This is a genomic window from Siccirubricoccus sp. G192, assembly GCF_019084075.1.
In the GTDB taxonomy this organism is placed as follows: Bacteria; Pseudomonadota; Alphaproteobacteria; order Acetobacterales; family Acetobacteraceae; genus G192.
In genome coordinates this window covers 436,381-454,158 of record NZ_JAHREN010000001.1, presented here as the reverse complement: position 1 = coordinate 454,158, position 17,778 = coordinate 436,381, and the positions used below count along the sequence as shown (strand labels likewise).

The 17,778-nt window shown below is 71.1% G+C and carries 16 protein-coding genes and 1 tRNA gene; 4 read left to right on the top strand and 13 right to left on the bottom strand.

From position 1 onward, the window contains the following. Window positions 1-38: 38 nt before the first annotated feature. Window positions 39-1,517 carry an NAD-dependent succinate-semialdehyde dehydrogenase gene (locus tag KSF81_RS02100; RefSeq protein WP_217377531.1) on the bottom strand — a complete coding sequence of 493 codons (1,479 nt, stop codon included), beginning with the start codon at window positions 1,515-1,517 and terminating at the stop codon, window positions 39-41. Between the two features lie 145 nt (window positions 1,518-1,662). Next, window positions 1,663-2,271, bottom strand: a complete 609-nt coding sequence (locus KSF81_RS02095) for a DUF6455 family protein (protein WP_217377530.1) — start codon at window positions 2,269-2,271, stop codon at window positions 1,663-1,665. A gap of 180 nt (window positions 2,272-2,451) precedes the next feature. On the opposite strand from KSF81_RS02095, the gene KSF81_RS02090 reads away from it, so the two are divergent. After that, the gene (locus KSF81_RS02090) at window positions 2,452-3,240 is read left to right on the top strand and encodes a cyclase family protein (protein ID WP_217377529.1); all 789 of its coding nucleotides are present in this window, start codon (window positions 2,452-2,454) and stop codon (window positions 3,238-3,240) included. A gap of 2 nt (window positions 3,241-3,242) precedes the next feature. Next, on the top strand, window positions 3,243-4,184 hold the full coding sequence (locus tag KSF81_RS02085; RefSeq protein ID WP_217377528.1) for a tripartite tricarboxylate transporter substrate binding protein: 942 nt from the start codon (window positions 3,243-3,245) through the stop codon (window positions 4,182-4,184). Between the two features lie 16 nt (window positions 4,185-4,200). Here KSF81_RS02085 and glmS read toward each other — a convergent pair whose 3' ends face one another. After that, on the bottom strand, window positions 4,201-6,024 hold the full coding sequence (glmS, locus tag KSF81_RS02080) for a glutamine--fructose-6-phosphate transaminase (isomerizing) (RefSeq protein ID WP_217377527.1): 1,824 nt from the start codon (window positions 6,022-6,024) through the stop codon (window positions 4,201-4,203). Then, entirely contained in the window at window positions 6,024-7,466 is a 1,443-nt protein-coding gene (glmU, locus tag KSF81_RS02075; RefSeq protein WP_217377526.1) for a bifunctional UDP-N-acetylglucosamine diphosphorylase/glucosamine-1-phosphate N-acetyltransferase GlmU, read from the bottom strand. Before glmU ends, glmS begins: the two co-directional genes overlap by 1 nt. Before the next feature lie 232 nt (window positions 7,467-7,698). Between glmU and gph the strand changes: the two genes are divergently transcribed. Beyond that, window positions 7,699-8,349: a phosphoglycolate phosphatase gene (gph, locus tag KSF81_RS02070; RefSeq protein WP_217377525.1), complete on the top strand. Its 651-nt coding sequence runs from the start codon at window positions 7,699-7,701 to the stop codon at window positions 8,347-8,349. On the opposite strand, the gene KSF81_RS02065 is transcribed toward gph, so the two are convergent. Next, window positions 8,317-9,123, bottom strand: a complete 807-nt coding sequence (locus tag KSF81_RS02065) for a DUF3108 domain-containing protein (RefSeq protein WP_217377524.1) — start codon at window positions 9,121-9,123, stop codon at window positions 8,317-8,319. The two genes, gph and KSF81_RS02065, sit on opposite strands and share 33 nt — an antisense overlap. A gap of 93 nt (window positions 9,124-9,216) precedes the next feature. Here KSF81_RS02065 and KSF81_RS02060 point away from each other — a divergent pair. Then, window positions 9,217-9,291 (top strand) — tRNA-Val (locus KSF81_RS02060). A 181-nt stretch (window positions 9,292-9,472) separates the two neighbouring features. Here the strand turns inward: KSF81_RS02060 and KSF81_RS02055 are convergent. The 8 genes from KSF81_RS02055 to nosZ form a co-directional block, all read right to left on the bottom strand. Beyond that, the gene (locus KSF81_RS02055; RefSeq protein WP_217377523.1) at window positions 9,473-10,744 is read right to left on the bottom strand and encodes a right-handed parallel beta-helix repeat-containing protein; all 1,272 of its coding nucleotides are present in this window, start codon (window positions 10,742-10,744) and stop codon (window positions 9,473-9,475) included. Window positions 10,745-11,125: 381 nt separating this feature from the next. Further along, window positions 11,126-12,130 (bottom strand): FAD:protein FMN transferase, encoded by a 1,005-nt coding sequence (locus KSF81_RS02050; RefSeq protein ID WP_217377522.1) that lies wholly within the window; start codon window positions 12,128-12,130, stop codon window positions 11,126-11,128. Between the two features lie 7 nt (window positions 12,131-12,137). Beyond that, window positions 12,138-12,707, bottom strand: a complete 570-nt coding sequence (locus KSF81_RS02045) for a nitrous oxide reductase accessory protein NosL (protein WP_217377521.1) — start codon at window positions 12,705-12,707, stop codon at window positions 12,138-12,140. Beyond that, window positions 12,704-13,186: an ABC transporter permease subunit gene (locus tag KSF81_RS28865; protein WP_309139690.1), complete on the bottom strand. Its 483-nt coding sequence runs from the start codon at window positions 13,184-13,186 to the stop codon at window positions 12,704-12,706. Before KSF81_RS28865 ends, KSF81_RS02045 begins: the two co-directional genes overlap by 4 nt. After that, window positions 13,137-13,535: an ABC transporter permease subunit gene (locus KSF81_RS28860; protein ID WP_254453319.1), complete on the bottom strand. Its 399-nt coding sequence runs from the start codon at window positions 13,533-13,535 to the stop codon at window positions 13,137-13,139. The genes KSF81_RS28865 and KSF81_RS28860 overlap by 50 nt, the downstream gene beginning before the upstream one ends. Next, window positions 13,532-14,452 (bottom strand): ABC transporter ATP-binding protein, encoded by a 921-nt coding sequence (locus KSF81_RS02035; protein WP_217377520.1) that lies wholly within the window; start codon window positions 14,450-14,452, stop codon window positions 13,532-13,534. The genes KSF81_RS28860 and KSF81_RS02035 overlap by 4 nt, the downstream gene beginning before the upstream one ends. Next, the gene (locus KSF81_RS02030) at window positions 14,449-15,813 is read right to left on the bottom strand and encodes a nitrous oxide reductase family maturation protein NosD (protein WP_309139443.1); all 1,365 of its coding nucleotides are present in this window, start codon (window positions 15,811-15,813) and stop codon (window positions 14,449-14,451) included. The genes KSF81_RS02035 and KSF81_RS02030 overlap by 4 nt, the downstream gene beginning before the upstream one ends. Next, a complete protein-coding gene (gene nosZ / locus KSF81_RS02025) occupies window positions 15,810-17,765 on the bottom strand; it encodes a TAT-dependent nitrous-oxide reductase (RefSeq protein ID WP_217377519.1) in 1,956 nt (651 codons plus the stop codon). Before nosZ ends, KSF81_RS02030 begins: the two co-directional genes overlap by 4 nt. Window positions 17,766-17,778 lie beyond the last annotated feature (13 nt).

The window sequence follows — 17,778 nt, the reverse complement described above, 5'->3', positions numbered from 1 at the left end:
AGGGGCGATTGATCGGTCACGATCAAGCGCCGTCAATATTACGTCCCGATGCCGCCCAGCGCCAGATACTTCACTTCGAGGTACTCCTCGATGCCGTAATGGCTGCCCTCGCGGCCGAGGCCGCTTTCCTTCACGCCGCCAAAGGGCGCGACTTCCGTGCTGATCAGCCCCTCATTTACGCCGATGATGCCGGCCTCGATCGCCTCCGCCACCCGGAAGATGCGGCCGATGTCGCGGGCGTAGAAATAGGCGGCTAGGCCGAAGGGCGTGTCATTGGCCAGCGCGATCGCCTCCTCCTCCGTCTTGAAGCGGAACAGCGGCGCGACCGGGCCGAAGGTCTCCTCGGTGAAGATCATGGCCCCATGCGGGACATTGGCGAGGATGGTCGGCTCGAAGAAATTGCCGCCGCGCGGGTGCCGCTTGCCGCCGGTGACGATGGTGGCACCCTTCGCCGTGGCATCGGCGATATGCTCCTCCACCTTGGCCACCGCATCGGCGTTGATGAGCGGGCCCTGGGTCACGCCCGGCTCGGTGCCGGGGCCGACCTTCAGCGCTTCCACGGCCGCCTTCAGCTTGGCGGCGAAGGCATCATAGACGCCATCCTGCACCAGGATGCGGTTGGCGCAGACGCAGGTCTGGCCGGTGTTGCGATACTTGCTGGCCATGGCGCCCTGCACCGCCGCATCGAGATCGGCATCGTCGAAGACGATGAAGGGCGCGTTGCCGCCAAGCTCCATGCTGGTCTTCTTGATGGTCGGCGCGCATTGCGCCAGCAGGATGCGGCCGACATCGGTGCTGCCGGTGAAGGTCAGCTTGCGCACCATCGGGTTGGAGGTGAGTTCCTTGCCCGTCTCGCCGGAGGGCCCGGTGATGACGTTGCAGACGCCGGGCGGCATCCCCGCGCGCTCCGCCAGCACGGCGATCGCCAGCGCCGAGAAGGGCGTCTGCGAGGCCGGGCGGATCACCCCGGTGCAGCCCGCGGCCCAGCCCGGCCCGGTCTTGCGGGTAATCATGGCGGAGGGGAAATTCCAGGGCGTGATGGCGGCGAAGACGCCGATCGGCTCCTTCTGCACGATGATGCGGCGGCCCTTGGCGTTCTGCGGGATGGTGTCGCCGTAGATGCGCTTGCCTTCCTCGGCGAACCACTCGATGAAGCTCGCGGCATAGGCGATCTCGCCCTTGCTCTCGGACAGCGGCTTGCCCTGCTCGGCGGTCATGATGGCGGCCAGGTCGTCGGTATTGGCCAGCATCAGGTCGTTCAGCCGGCGCAGGATCGCCGAGCGGTCCTTGGCCAGCATGGCGCGCCAGCCGGCGAGCGCGGCCTGCGCCGCCTCGATGGCGCGGCGGGTCTCGGCGGCGCCCATGGCCGGCACCTCGCCGACCGGCTCGCCGGTCGCGGGGTTGCGGACGGTGAGGGTCTTGCCGCTATCGGCCTGCACCCATTTCCCGCCGATATAGTTGGCCTGGCGGAACAGCTCGGGGTCCTTGAGCGGCAGCTTCGCGGTGGCGTCCAGCATGGGGTGTCTCCTTCCCGATCCGCCCAAGATAGGACCGGCCCCCGCCCCTGTCACCGCGTTGCCCGGAATCTGCGGCCGAGCCCGCCTGCCATGGCCTGCTTCCCGGCGAAGCTGCATCGCGGTGGCGCGGGCTGGCCCCGCGTCGTCACGATCCTTGAGGACTGATGGCGCCGGCTCCACCGTTACGCGACAGCCGCCCAAGTGCATCGAGGAGCGCCGCGTTCGGGCAGAAGGCCGATGGCGCCTCGGCCCCGGCCAGGCCCGAGAGGAAGCGGCGGCAGCGGCCGGTCTCGGTGCAGGCCGCGCAGCACAGTTCCGCCGCCTGCATCTGGTCCGGGAAGCGGTCCTGCGCCGATGCGGGGTCCATCCCGAAATGGCGCAGCATCGCCGCCAGATAGGCACCCACATGCCCGCGCATCCGGGCCGTCGCCGCGGCGTCGAGACGGGGCGCCTGCGTCAGGCGATCATCCCCGGCATGCGATTCCGCCGGCCCCTGCCGGTCCGGATGGGTTCCGAGGAAGTGATGCAGCACGAGCCCGAGCCTGGCGGCGGTCCGCGTATCGCCACGCCTGCATGCGGCTTCGATGTCGTCGAGGATCATGCGCCGGATGAGGTGCTTGCCCTCCGGTGTCCGGCACAGGCACCAGCCCATCTCCAGGGCGACGATTTCGGGCAGGTGCTCATGCCTGGCGATTGCGGCGACTTCCTCCGGCGCAAGCTCGCTCAGGGCCAGGCAGTCGTTATAGGTCAGCATCGCAGCCTCCCTCGCAACGGTCCCGGTCATAGGCTAGGGCAGTCGCGAGGCGGCAGCATTTGATCTGGCGCAAGGTATTCGGCGGAAGCCTTTCGCGCCGGCACCCCTTGACCCCCACGTTGACCCCCTGGGCCGGCCGCCCATACCGTGCCCGCAAGATATCCTGGGGGGAATCGGGCCATGCCGCGCCGCATCATCGACATCTCCGTGCCGCTCAAGGCCGGCATCGCCTCCGACCCGCCCTGGGCATTGCCGAAGATCGAGTATCACGACCACCACATGACCGCCCCGCCCATCGCACAGTATTTCGGCATCTCGCTGGACCAATTGCCGGAGGGCCAATACGCGGCGCGCGAGCAGGTGCAGATCTCCACCCATGCCGGCACGCATCTCGACAGCCCCTACCATTTCTTCTCCCGCATGAACGAGCGCCTGGTGCCGGGCGGCGAGGCGTCCTGGCGGATCGACCAGGTGCCGCTCGACTGGTGCTTCCAGCCCGGGGTGAAGCTCGACTTCCGGCACCTGCCGGATGGCTATCTCGTGCAGCCGGCGGATGTGGAGGCGGAGCTCAGGCGCATCGGCCACCGGCTCCGACCGCTGGAGATCGTGGTGGTGAATACCCGCGCCGGCAGCCGCTATGGCGAGGACGACTATGTGGATGTGGGCTGCGGCATGGGCCGCGACGCGACGCTCTTCCTGCTGGAACAGGGCGTGCGGCTGGTCGGCACCGATGCCTGGTCCTGGGACGTGCCCTTCAGCGTGACGAAGCGGCGCATCGCCGAGGGCGCCTCCGCCGACATCATCTGGGAAGGCCATCGCGCCGGGCGGGAGATCGGCTATTGCCACCTGGAGAAGCTGCACAACCTGGAAAGCCTGCCGCCCGACGGCTTCATGGTGGCCTGCTTCCCGGTGAAGGTGCATCAGGGCAGCGCCGGCTGGACCCGCGCCGTCGCCATCCTGGAGGAATGAGCATGTCGCGCCTCGCGCTGCTGCTCGCGCTGCTCCTTGCCCCAATTGCGGCGCGGGCCTTCCCGGACCGCCCCATCACCATCATCAACCCCTATGCCACCGGCAGCAGCACCGATGCCGTGGCCCGCGCCCTGGCGGAATCCTTCACCGCCGCGCTCGGCCAGACCGTGGTGGTGATGTCGCGCGAGGGCGGGTCCGGCGTGGTCGGGATGCGCGCCCTGGCGGCGAGCCCGCCGGATGGCCATACCCTCGCCTATTCGCCGCTGGTGCCGCTGGCGGTGCAGCCGCATCTGGTGCGGAACACCGGCCTTGGCCCCGATGCGGTCGCGCCGGTCTGCAACGTGACGGAGAACATCCTCGGCCTCATGGTCCGCGCCGACAGCCCCTGGCGCAGCCTGCCGGATCTGGTGGCGGAGGCGCGGCGGCGGCCGCTGGCCTTCGGCTCGCCGGGGCCGAATTCGGCGCCCTTCCTCGGCGTGCATCGGGTGCAGGTGGCGGCGGGCGGCGAATACACCCACCTGCCCTTCCGCGGCGACAATGCCAGCCTGGTGGAGGTGCTGGCCGGGCGGCTCGATTTCGCCGCCATCGTGGTGGCGAGCGGCGTGCCCATGGCCCGCGCCGGGCAGATGCGGCTGCTGGCCAGCTTCTCCAACCGCCGCCATCCCGATTTCCCGGATGTGCCGACGGCGCGTGAACAGGGGATCGATGCCGAGCAGTTCAGCTATGCCGGCCTCTTCACGGTGCGCGGCACGCCGGAGCCGGTGCTGGACCGGCTGGAAGCCGCCTGCCGCAGCGCGATGCAGGGCGAGGTCTTCGCCCGCGCCGCCGCGCATTGGGGCGTGGTGCCGCAATTCCAGGACCGCCGCGCCTTCGCCGCGCGGCTCGCGGCCGAATACGCAGCGCATGGCGCCGTGCTGCGGGCGCTGGGAGTGGAGCCGCAGTAGCGCTACCCAGCCGCAGCTACTCCACCGTCACGCTCTTCGCCAGGTTGCGCGGCTGGTCCACATCCGTGCCCTTCAGCACGGCCACATGATAGGCCAGCAACTGCACCGGGATGGCGTAGAGGATGGGCGCGGAGAAGGCGCCGACCTCCGGCAGCTCGATCACCCGTTCCGCGAAGCGCGAGAGCGGCCCGGCGCCCGTCGCATCGGTAAAGGCCATGATGCGGCCGCCGCGCGCCGCCGCTTCCTGCAGGTTGCTCGCGGTCTTCTCGAAGAGCGGCCCGCTCGGGCAGAGCGCGACCACCGGCACGTTGCTGTCGATCAGCGCGATGGGGCCGTGCTTCATCTCGCCGGCGGCATAGCCCTCGGCATGGATGTAGCTGATCTCCTTCAGCTTCAGCGCACCCTCCAGGGCGATCGGGTAGAGGCTGCCGCGGCCGAGGAACAGCACGTCCCGCGCCTTCGCCACCTCCATGGCCAGGTCGCGGATCTGCGCGTCGCATTCCAGGATCGCCGCGGCATTGCCCGGCACCTCCAGCAGCGCCTGGGTCAGCCGCCCCTCGTCCAGCGTGCTGAGTTCCCGCCGCGCCCGGCCGAAGCCGATGGCGAGGCAGGCCAGTACCGCAAGCTGCGCGGTGAAGGCCTTGGTGGAGGCGACGCCGATCTCCGGTCCCGCCACCGTCAGCACCGAGGCATCGCTCTCCCGCGCCATGGAGCTTTCCGACACGTTCACCACCGCGAGCACCCGCTGCCCGCCATGGCGCAGCAGGTGCAGCGCCGCCATGGTATCGGCGGTCTCGCCGCTCTGGCTCACCAGGATGGCGCCGCCGCCCTCGGGCAGCGGCGGATTGCGGTAGCGGAATTCGCTGGCGACATCGGCATCCACCGGCAGCCGCGCCAATTGCTCGATCCAGTAGCGCCCGACGAGGCCCGCCAGGAAGGCGCTGCCGCAGGCGCTGATGGTCAGGCGCGGCACCCGGGTGGGGTCGAAGGGCAGTTGCGGCAGCCGCACCTCCAGCGTCTTCGGGTCGAGGTATTGCCGCAGCGTGTCGCCCAGCACCGCCGGGTGCTCGTGCAGCTCCTTCTCCATGAAGTGGCGGTAATTGCCCTTGCCGGTGACGGCGCCGGAGAGCGCGGTGACGCGGATGGCGCGTTCCACCGGCCGGTGCTGGGCGTCGTGGAATTCGGCGCCGGACTCGGTCACCACCGCCCAGTCGCCCTCCTCCAGATAGGCGATGCGGCGGGTCAGCGGCGCCAGCGCCAGCGCGTCCGAGCCCACGAACATCTCGCCCTCGCCGAAGCCCACCGCGAGAGGCGCGCCCTGCCGGGCGGCGATCAGCATGCGCGGATGGCCGGCGAAGATGGCGGCCAGTGCGAAGGCACCCTGCACGCGCTTCAGGGCGTTGGCGAAGGCCTCGCGCGGCGCCTCGCCCGCGGCGAGGTGGGAATCCACCAGGCGGACGAAGGTTTCGGTATCGGTCTCGGTCTCGAAGACCGCGCCCTCGGCTTCCAGCTCGGCGCGCAGTTCCGCGTGGTTCTCGATGATGCCGTTATGCACCACGCTGACGCGGGCGGTGCTGTGCGGATGCGCGTTGCGCTCGGTCGGCGCGCCATGCGTGGCCCAGCGGGTATGGCCGATGCCGGTGGTGCCGGGGAGCGGCGCGCGGTCCAGCACCGCGGCCAGGTTGCCGAGCTTGCCCTCGGCCCGGCGCCGGTCGATATGGCCATTCACCAGCGTGGCGATGCCGGCGCTGTCATAGCCGCGGTATTCCAGGCGCCGCAGCGCCTCCAGCAGCAAGGGCGCCGCCTCGGCCTTGCCGACCACTCCGACGATCCCGCACATTATGCTGCTCCCTCGGGTTGCGCGGGCCGATTCAGACCTCCGCGCCCTTCGGCGCTCCGGTCATCGGACCGATCCTGTTCGGCGGGCCGATTCAGACCTCCGCGCCTTTCGGCGCTCCGGTCATCGGACCGATCTTCGGCGGGCCGCTGTCCCTTGAAGCCCCGCCCCGCCTTGTTCACCTGCCGCCCCCGCGCCACCGCCAGCGCATCCGCCGGCACATCCTCCGTCACCACGCTGCCGGCCGCGACAAGCGCCCGCGCCCCCACCGTCACCGGCGCCACCAGCGCGGTGTCGCTGCCGATGAAGGCGCCCTCGCCGATCTCGGTGCGGTGCTTGTGGATGCCGTCGTAATTGCAGGTGATGGTGCCGGCACCGATATTCGCCCCCGCCCCCACCACCGCATCGCCAAGATAGCTCAGGTGATTGGCCTTGGCGCCATCGCCGAGCAGCGCCGCCTTCAGCTCCACGAAATTGCCGACATGCGCGCGGCGCCCCACCCTGGTGCCGGGCCGCAGCCGGGCGAAGGGGCCGATGATGGCACCGGCCTGCACCAGGCAGCCCTCCAGGTGGCTGAAGGCCCGGATCTCGGCGCCGTCCTCCACCACCACGCCGGGGCCGAAGACCACATTCGGGCCGACCGTCACATCCTGGCCGAGCCGCGTGTCCCAGGAGAAGAACACCGTCTCCGGCGCCGTCAGGGTGGCGCCGCCCTCCAGCGCCGCGGCGCGGAGGGCGGCCTGCGCGCCTGCCTCGGCCTCGGCCAGTTCGGCGCGGCTGTTGATCCCGCGGAGTTCCGCCTCCGGCGCTTCCTCGGCCAGCACGCGGCGGCCCTCGGCGCGGGCGAGCGCCACGATGTCGGTGAGGTAGTATTCGCCCTGGGCGTTGTGGGGCCGCACCGCCTCCAGCCAGCGGAACAGGTCGGCGGCGGGGGCGGAGACCACGCCGGCATTGCAGAGCGGGATCGCCCGCCCGGCCGCATCCGCATCCGCCCATTCGACCACCCGCAGCACGTCGCCCGCCGTGTCCAGCACCACCCGCCCGTAGCGCCCAGGATCGGCCGGGCGCATCGCCAGCAGCGCCAGCCTGGCCGCCGCCCGCCGCGCCAGCAGGGCCCGGATGGTCGCCGGCGAGATCAGCGGGCTGTCGGCATAGAGCACCGCCACGTCGCCGGCGAAGTCCCGCAGCAGGGGGGCGGCCTGCAGGGCGGCATGGCCGGTGCCGAGCCGCTCGGCCTGCACCACCGTGGCATGCGGGACGGCGGCCGCCTCCAGCGCCGGCATGTCCGGGCCGACCACCACCAGGATGCGCTCGAAGATCCCCTCGCAGGCGGCGATCAGGTGGTTGAGCATGGGCCGCCCGGCGATCGGGTGCAGCGCCTTCGGCAGGGCCGAGCGCATGCGGGTGCCGAGACCGGCGGCGAGGATGATGGCAGCGGCAGGCATGGACCCTCCGGTACTCGGTGCGGCACCCGGCAGGCAAGCCGCGGCGTAGGACATCTGCCGGCGCATTCCGGGCGGTTTTCCGGCGAAACCGCCCCTGCCACAATAGCCCAGGTGATCCGGGGTGGCCCGGGGCCATGGGGTCAAGATGGATTGCCGGATGTGACGCTCCGGCGCAGGGCCGACGGTTCCGCCCGGCATTGCGGAAATCCGCCTGCCGGGCCAGGCTTGGCTGATGCCCCGAACCGCTGTTTTCGACCTCGATGGCACGCTGGTGGACAGCGCGCCCGACCTCCACGCCGCGCTGGACCGGCTGATGGCCGCGCGCGGCCTGCCGCCCTTCACCCGGGCCGAGGTGGTGGCCATGGTCGGCGATGGGGTACCGGTGCTGGTGGAGCGCGCCCTGGCCGCCCGTGGCCTGGATTTCGACCCGGCGGCGCTGGAGGAATTCTCGGCCGACTACACCGCCCATGCCGCGGTCGAGACCCGGTTGTTCCCCGGCATTGCCGAGCTGCTGGCGGAGCTGGAGGCGGCGGGCTGGCGGCTCGCGGTCTGCACCAACAAGCCGGCGGCGGCGACGGCGGCGCTGCTCGGCGGGCTCGGACTCGCGGGTCGTTTCGCCGCGGTTGGCGGCGGCGACAGCTTCCCGGTGCGCAAGCCCGATCCCGGGCACCTGCTGGGGACGCTGCGCGCGGCCGGGGGCGACCCGGCCGGGGCGGTGCTGATCGGCGACCATCGCAACGACGTGCTGGCGGCGCAGGGCGCCGGGCTGCCCTGCCTCTTCGCCGGCTGGGGCTATGGCCCGCCCGCCATGGCCGCGGGCGCCGCCGCCATCGCCGCCACGCCGGCGGCGCTACCGGCGTTGCTCCGCGATCTCCTGCCTTAGCGGCTGCACGCCGACCAGCACCACGCGGACGGTGCCGAACCAGCGGCTGGCGAGTTCGACCCGCACCGGCAGCGGCGCCTGGCCCGGCAGCGGCCGGGCCAGCCAAGCGGTGGCGGGATGCGGCCGCCGCGCCTCCTCCGGGTCGTGGCCGGTGCGGAAGCCGGCGATGACGCGGCCCTCGAAGGCGCAGCGCAGCGCCTCGCCGGCGAAGGCGCCTTCCAGCGCCAGGCGTTCCGTCCCGGCGGTCCGCACCGTGTAGTCGGCCCGCCTGCGGCCATCGAAGACGGCCGCCTCGGTATCGCAGCGGCCGGTCAGGGCCACGATGCGGGCGAGCTTGGCCAGGGCCGAGAGCGTATCCATGGTGCCGTGCCGCAGGGGCTCCGGCACCACCTCCCATTCCGTGCCGTTCGGCGGCTCCAGGGCACGGAGCTGCGGCCGGCCGGGCAGGGCATAGTCCAGCACCACCTGGCGCGGGCTGCCGCGCCAGCTTCCCTCCGCCAGGAAGCGCAGCGGCACCGGATCGGCGCCGCGCCAGGCGCCCTCGGCCGAGGTGATCTGGTCGCTGCTGGCCAGGGCACCGGCGAGGCCGGCGCTGCGGATGCGGGCGCGGATCAGGTAGCGCGGCCCATCGAGGTCGAACAGCGCCTCCATCCGCAGCACCAGCAGCCCGGCGACGCGGACCTCGTAGCGCGCGAGCATCGCCTCCGCGCCGGCCGGAGCGGCGGGCAGGGCCAGGCCGAAGACGAGCAGGGCGAGCAGCCGGCGCAGCCTCATGCGGGCAGCATATGGGTCGCCGCCGAGGCGCGGCAACGGGCCTTCGCGGGCGCTTGACTCCGCCGGGCGGGGGCCCTATCCGTCCGGCCTCTCGGGCGCGTAGCTCAGCGGGAGAGCATTCGCTTCACACGCGAAGGGTCACAGGTTCAATCCCTGTCGCGCCCACCATCCTCCCGAAGCGCCAGCTTGGACATCATCGGATAATCGGGCCGCGGGACGCAGGTGCCCGGGCGAGGCACGGCCGCTGCGCGCCCCCTGCCGTCCGGCCCGCATGGCCGGACGGCATCTCGGCATGGCTGGCCGGGGCGGTTTCGGCACCCCGGCCATGGATGTCAGCGCGCGGCCTGCTTCAGCCGAAGAGATAGTCGCTGCTCGGCGGCACCGCCGCGCCATTCGCCGTGCTGTCGAAGCTGGCGGTATCGAACCGGAGGGCCTGGCCGCTGCCGGCGTCGTGGCCCCAGGCATCGCTCAGGAAGTCGAACAGGGCCTGCTGGGCTTCCGGCCCCCAATGGGCCTCGTTCCCCTGCGCGATGAGGTCGGACAGCCCGGCCTGATACAGGGCATCCACCGCCGCGGGATCGCCGGTCTGCACGCTGTCCGTGCCGCCCGTCGCAGGCTCCGAGCCGCCATTCGAGGCGTCCTGGCTGTCCTGCGGCGCCGGGTTGCCCGCATGCGTGCCATCGGTCTCGGATCCCGGCGCGGTGCCGACGGTGTCGGTGTCCGGCGTGGCGGCCGGGGGAGCCGGGTCGGGCTCGGGGGCGGGCGCCGGGACGGGCGCGGAGCCCCCATCCGAGGGCGAGGAGGCATCGGCGGCCGGCGCCGAATCCAGGTAGCTGGTACCCGAGACATTCGCCGGGCCATAGGCCAGCTGGTCGGCGTTGAGCCCGTGGACCTCCGTGCCGGTGATGGTCGCGGTGGCCCCGGTCTGGTTCACCAGCAGCCGCGCGCTCGGCGAATCCAGTTCGTTGACGATGGTATTGTCGGTCATCACCAGGCTGGAGCCGGCATAGTCGTTCCCCTCGCCGCCGAAATGGACGATGGCCGGGTTCTGCGAATTGGGCCCCTGCTCGATATGGTTGCCGGTGAGCACGGCATGGCCGCCATTCGGCAGGTCGATGCTGTAGCTGGCCGTGCCGTCGCCATCGGCGATGTGGCTATTGGTGATGGTGGTGCTGTGCGCCCGGCTCTTGATCTCATGGCCCAGCGAAGCGTCGTGGAAATAGCTGTCGGCGACGGTCAGGCTGCCGATCTCGCCCACATAGAGGTTGTGGGTATAGCCGTCGCCCGCGCCGTTGTGGTCGAATTCCGAGTTCCGGATGGTGATGCTGCCGGACGGGTCCGAATTGGATAGCAGGCCGTTCTCGTTGTTGTGGAAATGGCTGTTGGTGATGGTGAGGTTGCCGCCCTGGTAGCGGATGCCCGCGCCATTCCCGTCCGGCACGGCGGCGCCGGAGAAGGCGAAATGGTCGATCGTCGCGTCGGTATTGGTGGTCAGGATCGCCTTGCCGTCAGGCGGCGCCACGGTGGCGACCATCTCCACCATGCCACCCGCGCCTTGCAGGGTGATCTTGCTGTTGATGGTGGCGAAGTCGTTCGTATAGGTGCCAGCCTGCACCGACACCACGTCGCCATCACGGGAAGCCGCAACGGCCGACGAGATCGTTGAGAATTGCTGGCCGGAGCCGACAGTCAAAACCGCCATATTGCCAATATCCCCCAGATTACGATAAATATAATTACGGGAAAGTTCGTAACGGATTGCCCATTTTACCGGAGCCACGGCAGGACAACTTTGCCTGCGCCCCATGCCGTGAAACCGGCATTCGCGCACTAGCCATCTCTCGGAGACGTGACAACCAGAAACGGGAGGAAGATTGGTCTTGACTGGGGAATATGCGCGCCAGAGGCCTGTATCCGTTCTGGATTCAGGCATAAATCCCTAGAATTGAGTTCCGTGCCTGCCGTTCCGGCGGCAAGGCAAGTGGCGCCTGGCCGGCGAAGCTCAGCCCGCGCGCAGCAGGGCGGCGGTGCCGTCCGCCCGCAGGAGATGCGCCTGCACGCCCGGCAGCCCCTGCAACGTCCCGGCGATTGCGGCTTCGGGCATCAGGGCGAAGGCGGTGGAGAGGGCATCTGCCAGGGCCGCCTCCGGCGCCAGCACCGAGACGGCGCGGTGCAGCCGCGGGCTGCGGCCGTTGCGCGGGTCCAGCAGATGCGTGAAGCGGCCGGCCCGGTCGAAGACGAAGCCGCCATCGCCGGAGGTGGCGAGCGCCTGGTCGGCCAGTTCCACCCTGCCCCAGAACCGGCCCGGTTGGGTGGGGTCCTCCAGCACCGCGCGCCAGGGCCGGCCTGCAGGATGCGCCCCCAGCGCGCGCGCCTCGCCGAGGTCCACCAGGGTCTGCGCGATGCCGCCGGCGCGCAGCAATTCCACCACGCGATCCGTGATGTAGCCCTGGGCGATCCCGTTCAGGGTCAGTGCCATGCCCCGCCGGGCCAGCAGGATGCGGTCGGGCGCGACCAGGAGATGACGCAGGCCGACCTGCGCCAGCGCCCGCTCCAGCGCCTCCGGCTTCGGCCCCTCGGGATCGGCGTCCGGCTCGCTGAAATGGTCGCGGTAGAGCGCCCAGAGCGGCTGCACCGTCGGGTCGAAGAGGCCCCCGGTCAGGGCGGCGGCCTGCTGCGCCACGCCGAGCAGCCGCAGCATATCGGGCGGCGGCGCGACCAGCACGCCCCGCCGGTTCAGCTCCGACAGCAGCGAGTCCGCGCGCCACAGGCTGAACAGGGATTCCAGCCGCCGGATCTCGGCCAGGGAGCGCTCGACCAGATACTCCGCCGCCGCCCGGTCCGGGTGGTGCAGCGCGATGCTGCCCACCGCCCCCAGCACCGGCCCCTGCCAGGTGACGAGAGGCGCTTCCGCCCGCGCCCCGGCGGCGCCCGGCAGCGGCAGCCCGGCCGCGGCGGCGAGGATGCCGAGGACGCGGCGGCGGGAGGGGGTCTGGCTGTCGGTCATGCCTGCCTCAATGCGCATGCTGCGGCGCGGCCGGGGATTCCGGCGCCTCGGGCGCCGTGCCGCCATCGCCCAGCGCCCAGTCGCGCGGCACCTCGGCGAAGGCCAGCACCCGGCCGCCATGTTCGGCGACGAAGGCTTCGGCCGCCGGCTTCTCGGAGAAGGGCACCGCCTCCTCCGCCCCCATGCCGCCGCGGCGGTCACTGCCGAGGACGAAGAAGGCATGCCGCGCCTCCACCCAGTTCCTGGCGCCCGGCGCGTCCCAGCTTTCGGCATGGCCCATGTCGGAGACATAGATGGCGCGGATCGCCTTCGCCTCCTCGGCCAGATGGGTGAAGGCGATGGCGTCGCGGGCGGAGGAGAACCAGACCGGCCGGTCATTGCCGCGCAGCAGGATCTGGCCCTTGGGGCCGGGATGCTCCACCAGGGCCATGCCGCAGAAATGGCCGACCGCCTCCTGCGTCAGCGCCACCGGCGGCGGCGCGGCGGCGACGCTGTCCTCCTCGCCGCAGCCCGCGGCGAGCAGCGCGGCCAGCAGGGCGAGGGCGGGCAGGCCCCGCTTCACGACTCTCCCTTTCATAGCTCCCTCCGCGCGAAGGCGGCGGCGGCGGCGGCGAGCGGCACCAGCACCCAGCCGGCCAGCGCCGCGAGCAGCAGCGGCGGCGTGAGGCCGGTATCCGCGGCAAGCCCCGCCATGCCGGTGAGGGCCTCGATGCCGGGCAGCCCGGCCAGGTTGAACAGCCGGTAGGCATCCGCGGGGTTCAGCAGCAGCAGGGCATCGAGCGTCCCGGCAGTGATGCTGCGGCCCTGATCCGCCACCAGCAGCCCGAGCAGCGCCATGTCCCAGATCAGCACCATCAGCAGCCAGAGCCCGACCGCGATGCCGGCCGCCGTGCCGCGGTCCCGCACCAGCGCGCTCACCAGCGTGCCGAGCGCGACGAAAGCCGCGCCGAGCAGCACGGAGGAGCCCACCATGAAGCCGAAGCCGCGCCAGCTCGCCGCGCCGATCTCATGCCCCGCGACCGTCAGCGCCAGGGCCGCCGCGCCATAGCCGAGGATGGTGGCCAGCGCCAGGATCGCGACCTGGCCGAGGAATTTCCCCGAGCACCACCTGCCAGCGCGCCAGCGGATAGGACAGCAGCAGCAGCATGGTGCCGCGCTCCATCTCGCCCACGATGGCGTCATGCGAGATCAGCAGCGCGATCAGCGGCAGCAGGAAGATCGAGAGGCTGGAGAGGCTCACCACCACCACCTCCAGCGCCCCGGCGCCGACCCGCCCGGCCGGCGCGGCGCCGAGGAAGGCGAGGGTCAGCGCCAGGGCCGCCAGCAGCAGCGTGGCGGCCACCACCCAGCGGTTCCGCATCCCCTCGCGGATCTCCTTGCCCGCGATCAGCAGCACGCCCTTCATGCACCTGGCTCCCCGCCGCCGCGCAGGAAATGCGCGTAGAGTTCATCGAGCGTCGGCGGCAGCAGGTCGAGGTCGGCGATGCGGGCATCCGCCGTCGCGCGGTGCAGCAGCGCCATCTTTTCCGCCGGCGGGCAGGACAACTCGACCACCTGGCCGCCGATCCGCCGCAGGGTGGCGGCGGCGCCGAGCCAGTCCGGCAGGCCGGACCCGGCGAGGGTGAGGCGGAGCCGCACCGGCAGCCGCGCCAGATGGCGCAGCTCCTCCATCGTGCCATCCGCGACGACGCGGCCCTGGCCGAGGATCACCACCCGCTCCACCCGCCCCTCCAGCTCCTCCAGCGCATGGGAGGAGAGCAGCACGGTGGTGCCGCCGCCGGCGAGTTCGGCCAGGATGTCGTAGAGCCCCTGCCGCACCTCCGGGTCCAGCCCCGTGGTCGGCTCGTCCAGCAGCAGCGCCCGCGGATTGCCGAGCAGCGCCTGGGCCAGGCCGAGGCGCTGGCGCATGCCCTTGGAATAGGTGCCGACCCGGCGCCGCGCCGCCGGCCCGAGGCCGACACGCTCCAGCAGGGCATCGGCCGAGGCGGCCGGCTCGTCCTTCAGCCGCGCGAAGAAGCGCAGGATCTCGCGGCCGGTCAGCGCCGGGTTGAAGGTGACGCTCTCCGGCAACCAGCCGAGGCGCCGGCGGGTCTCCGCCGCGCCCGCCGCGGGGTCCTCGCCGAGCACGCGCAGGCTGCCGGCGCTCGGGCGGATCAGGCCGAGCATCAGCTTCATCAGCGTGGTCTTGCCGGCGCCGTTATGGCCGACCAGCGCCACGCGGCTGCCCTGCGGCAGCGCGAACGAGACGTCGCGCACCGCCTCGACCGTGCCGTAGCGCTTCGCCACGCCCTCCAGCTCGATGACCGGCAGGTCGGCCTTCACGGGTGCCACCCCGGCGCGGCGCCCGGTGCCGGCGGCGGCGCGACGAGCGGGTGGCTGTCCACCACGCCGCCGGGCAGGATCGCCGGGAATTGCGACTGCGCCCAGCGCAGCACCTGCACCGCCGGGCTGTTCAGCAGGATCTTGGCGCGCGGCGCGGTCCAGAGCACCCGGTCCACGATGTCGTTCGGCCGATAGGCGGTATCGGCGATGCCGTCGCGGTCGAGGTCGAAACCGGGATTGTCGGACCAGTAGTTGCCGCGGCCGTCATGCGACCAGTCGAGATAGCGCGTGCCCACGTATTTCACTTGGGTGCGATTGCCGATGAAGGCATTGCCGGCGATCTCGTTGCCCTCGGAGCCGGCGGTGAAATGGATGCCGATGCCGCAGCCCTCGAAGCTGTTGCCGGTGAAGCGGTTGCGGTTGGAGTTGTAGAGGAAGACGCATTTGGCCGGGGCCGGGCCGCCCGCCTCGGTCGTGCCGGCGCCGGCCGGGGTATGCTCGGCGCCCGCATCCTCGGCCGCATCGGGATCGTGGAAGCCTTCCGCGCGCCCGATCACCTGATTGCCCGTGATCTCCGAGCCATTGGCGTAGTTGAACAGCATCCCATGGTCGCGGTCCCCGTCGGAGAGGTTGCCGTGCACCTTCAGGCCCCGCGAATACATGATGGCATAGCCGACATGGTTGCCGGCGGAGGCATTCCCGCTCACCTCGCTGTCATTGGTGTACATGTAGTGCACGCCGAAGCGCAGGTCGCGGAAGCGGTTGCCGGTGAAGGCGTTCTGCCGGCTGGTCTTGACGAAGATGCCGTCGCGCCCGAAGCGGATGTCGTTGCCCTCCACCCGCGCGCCGGGCGCGTTCCAGACCGTGACGCCGTCGCCGCGCTCCGACATCCGCCCGCCCTGGCGGCCGAGGATGATGTTGCCGCGTACCACGGCCCCCTGGGCGCCATGGACATAGACGCCGAACAGGTTGCCCTCCATGCGGTTGCCCTCGACCACGGCGCGGCTGGCCGTGCGGGCGAGCAGCACGCCGCTGTCCATGGTATCGAGATTCGAGCCGGAGCCGCGCAGCACCAGGCCCCGCACGGCGGCGCCCTCGGCCGAGACGGTGACGACGCTGCCGCGCTCCGGCGCCTCCAGCACCGCGCCCTCGCGCCCCGCCAGGGTGACGGCGCGATCGAGATGCACGGGGCCGCGATGCAGGCCAGGCAGCAATCCCACCACCTCGCCCGGTTCCGCCGCGGCCACCGCCTGCTGCACATCCTCACCCGCCGCCACCTGCCGCGCCGCGGCAGGCGCGGCGAGGCTGGCGGCGAGTGCCGCCGCCAGCAGGTGGCGCAGGCGGTTTGGCCGCTGCCTCACGCGTTCTGTGCCTCCACCAGCATGCGGCCCTTCATCTCCATGTGCATCGCATGGCAGAACCAGGTGCAGTAGTACCAATGCACGCCCGGCGATGCCGCCTTGAAGGTGACGGAGGCAGTCGCCTGCGGCGCCACCTCCATGCTGATGCCGTAGTTGGTGATGGCGAAGCCGTGCGTCAGGTCCTCCACGTTGTCGATATTGGTGACGAAGACCGTCACCTCGTCGCCCTGACGGACCCGGAACTCCTCGAGCCCAGATTGCGGCGCCATCGAGGTCATGTAGACCCGCACCTTGTCGCCGTCGCGCACCACCTTGCTGTCGGCCATCAGGTCCACGCCATCGGCCTGGGCCTGGCGCACCGCCCCCGCGAAGAAGGGGTCGTCGCGCTTGAAGGCATGCACCGGGTTGATCTTGGAACGATGCACGATGGTGGCGTCATGCGGCTCCGCGTAGCTCGGGCCGTCATGCACCAGGATCATGCGGTCGCCGGAGATGTCGATGAGCTGGTCGTTCTCCGGCTTCAGCGGCCCCACGTTCAGGAAGCGGTCCTTCGAGAACTTGTTGAGGCTGATGAGCCAGCGCCCGTCCGCCTCCTTGGTCTGGCCCATGGAGGTGTGGTTGTGGCCGGGCTGGTAGTGGACGTCGATCTTCTGCAGGACCGGGTTCACCCGCTCGCCGCGGAAGGCCCGCTTCGCGGCCTCGATGTTCCACTTGCAGACCTGGCTGTCGATGAACAGCGTGGTGAAGGCATTGCCCTTGCCGTCGAAGGCGGTGTGCAGCGGGCCGAGGCCGAGCTCCGGCTCCGCCACCACCGTGTCGCGCGGCTGGATCTTGTCGTCGAACAGGTCGTCGAATTTGCGGACGTCGAAGACCGTCGCGGTGGGGGAAAGCTTGCCGTTCGCCACCACATGGATGCCGTCGGGCGCCGTGTTGATGCCGTGCGGGCTGTTCGGCACGGGCACGTAGCGGGTGAGGGGGGAGCCCTTGGTGCCGTCCAGCACCGGGACGCCGCCGATCTCGCGGAAGTCGCCGCGCTTCACCGCGTCCTCGATCCGCTTCAGGTTGAAGATGACGACCCAGTCCTGCTCGGCGGCCATCATCTCCGCCAGGGTCACGCCGCCTTCCGAGTTGTAGCAGGTGGAGAAGGCGTATTTGCCCTGGTAGTCGGCATCGGTGTTGTCGAGGTTGCCGTCCACGATGATCTGCCAGGCGACCTTCATGGTGTCGCCATCCACCGCGGTGAAGATGGAGCGGTAGTTCTCCGGCTTGTCCAGGTCGCGGCCATCGTTCGGAATCGGCACCCGGTCCTCGCCGTTGCAGAAGACGTAGCCGGTGCGCGGGTATTTCTGCACGCGCAGGCCATGCACGGTGGCCTGGTTCGGGAGCTGGATGATCTTGTCGCAGCGCATCACGTCGAGGCGGATGCGGCAGACGCGCGTGTTGAGCTTGTCGTTGGCGAAGAGGTAGCGCCCGTCATAGGTGCCGTCGGTGAAGGAGAGATGCGGGTGGTGCAGGTCGCCGCTGTCATAGGTGGTCTTGCCGGTGCGGCTCAGGAAGTCCCTTGCCTCGGGCGTCAGGCCCTCGGTCAGCACGCGCAGGCTCTCGTTGGTCTGGCCCCAGCCGGTGGCGCTGTCGCGGTTGAAGACCGGCACGCGGATCAGCTCCCGCATCGAGGGCAGGCCGTAGATCCGCACCTCGCCGCTCTGGCCGGAGGAGAAGAACACGTAATACTCGTCGAGCTCGCCCGGCTTCACCTCGGTGCGCTGCTGCGCCGGGCGGGCCTGCTGCCGCGCCGGGGCCTGCTGCCGGGTCTGCGCCTCTGCCGGCCCGACCAGCCCGCCCAGCGCGGAAACCGCGGCGCCACCCGCCGCCGCCCCGGCCACGCCGGCCGCCGCCGTGGTGCCGAGCAACCTGCGGCGGTTCACGCCCTTGCCTTCATCATCGGCCGACATGCTTCTCTCCTCG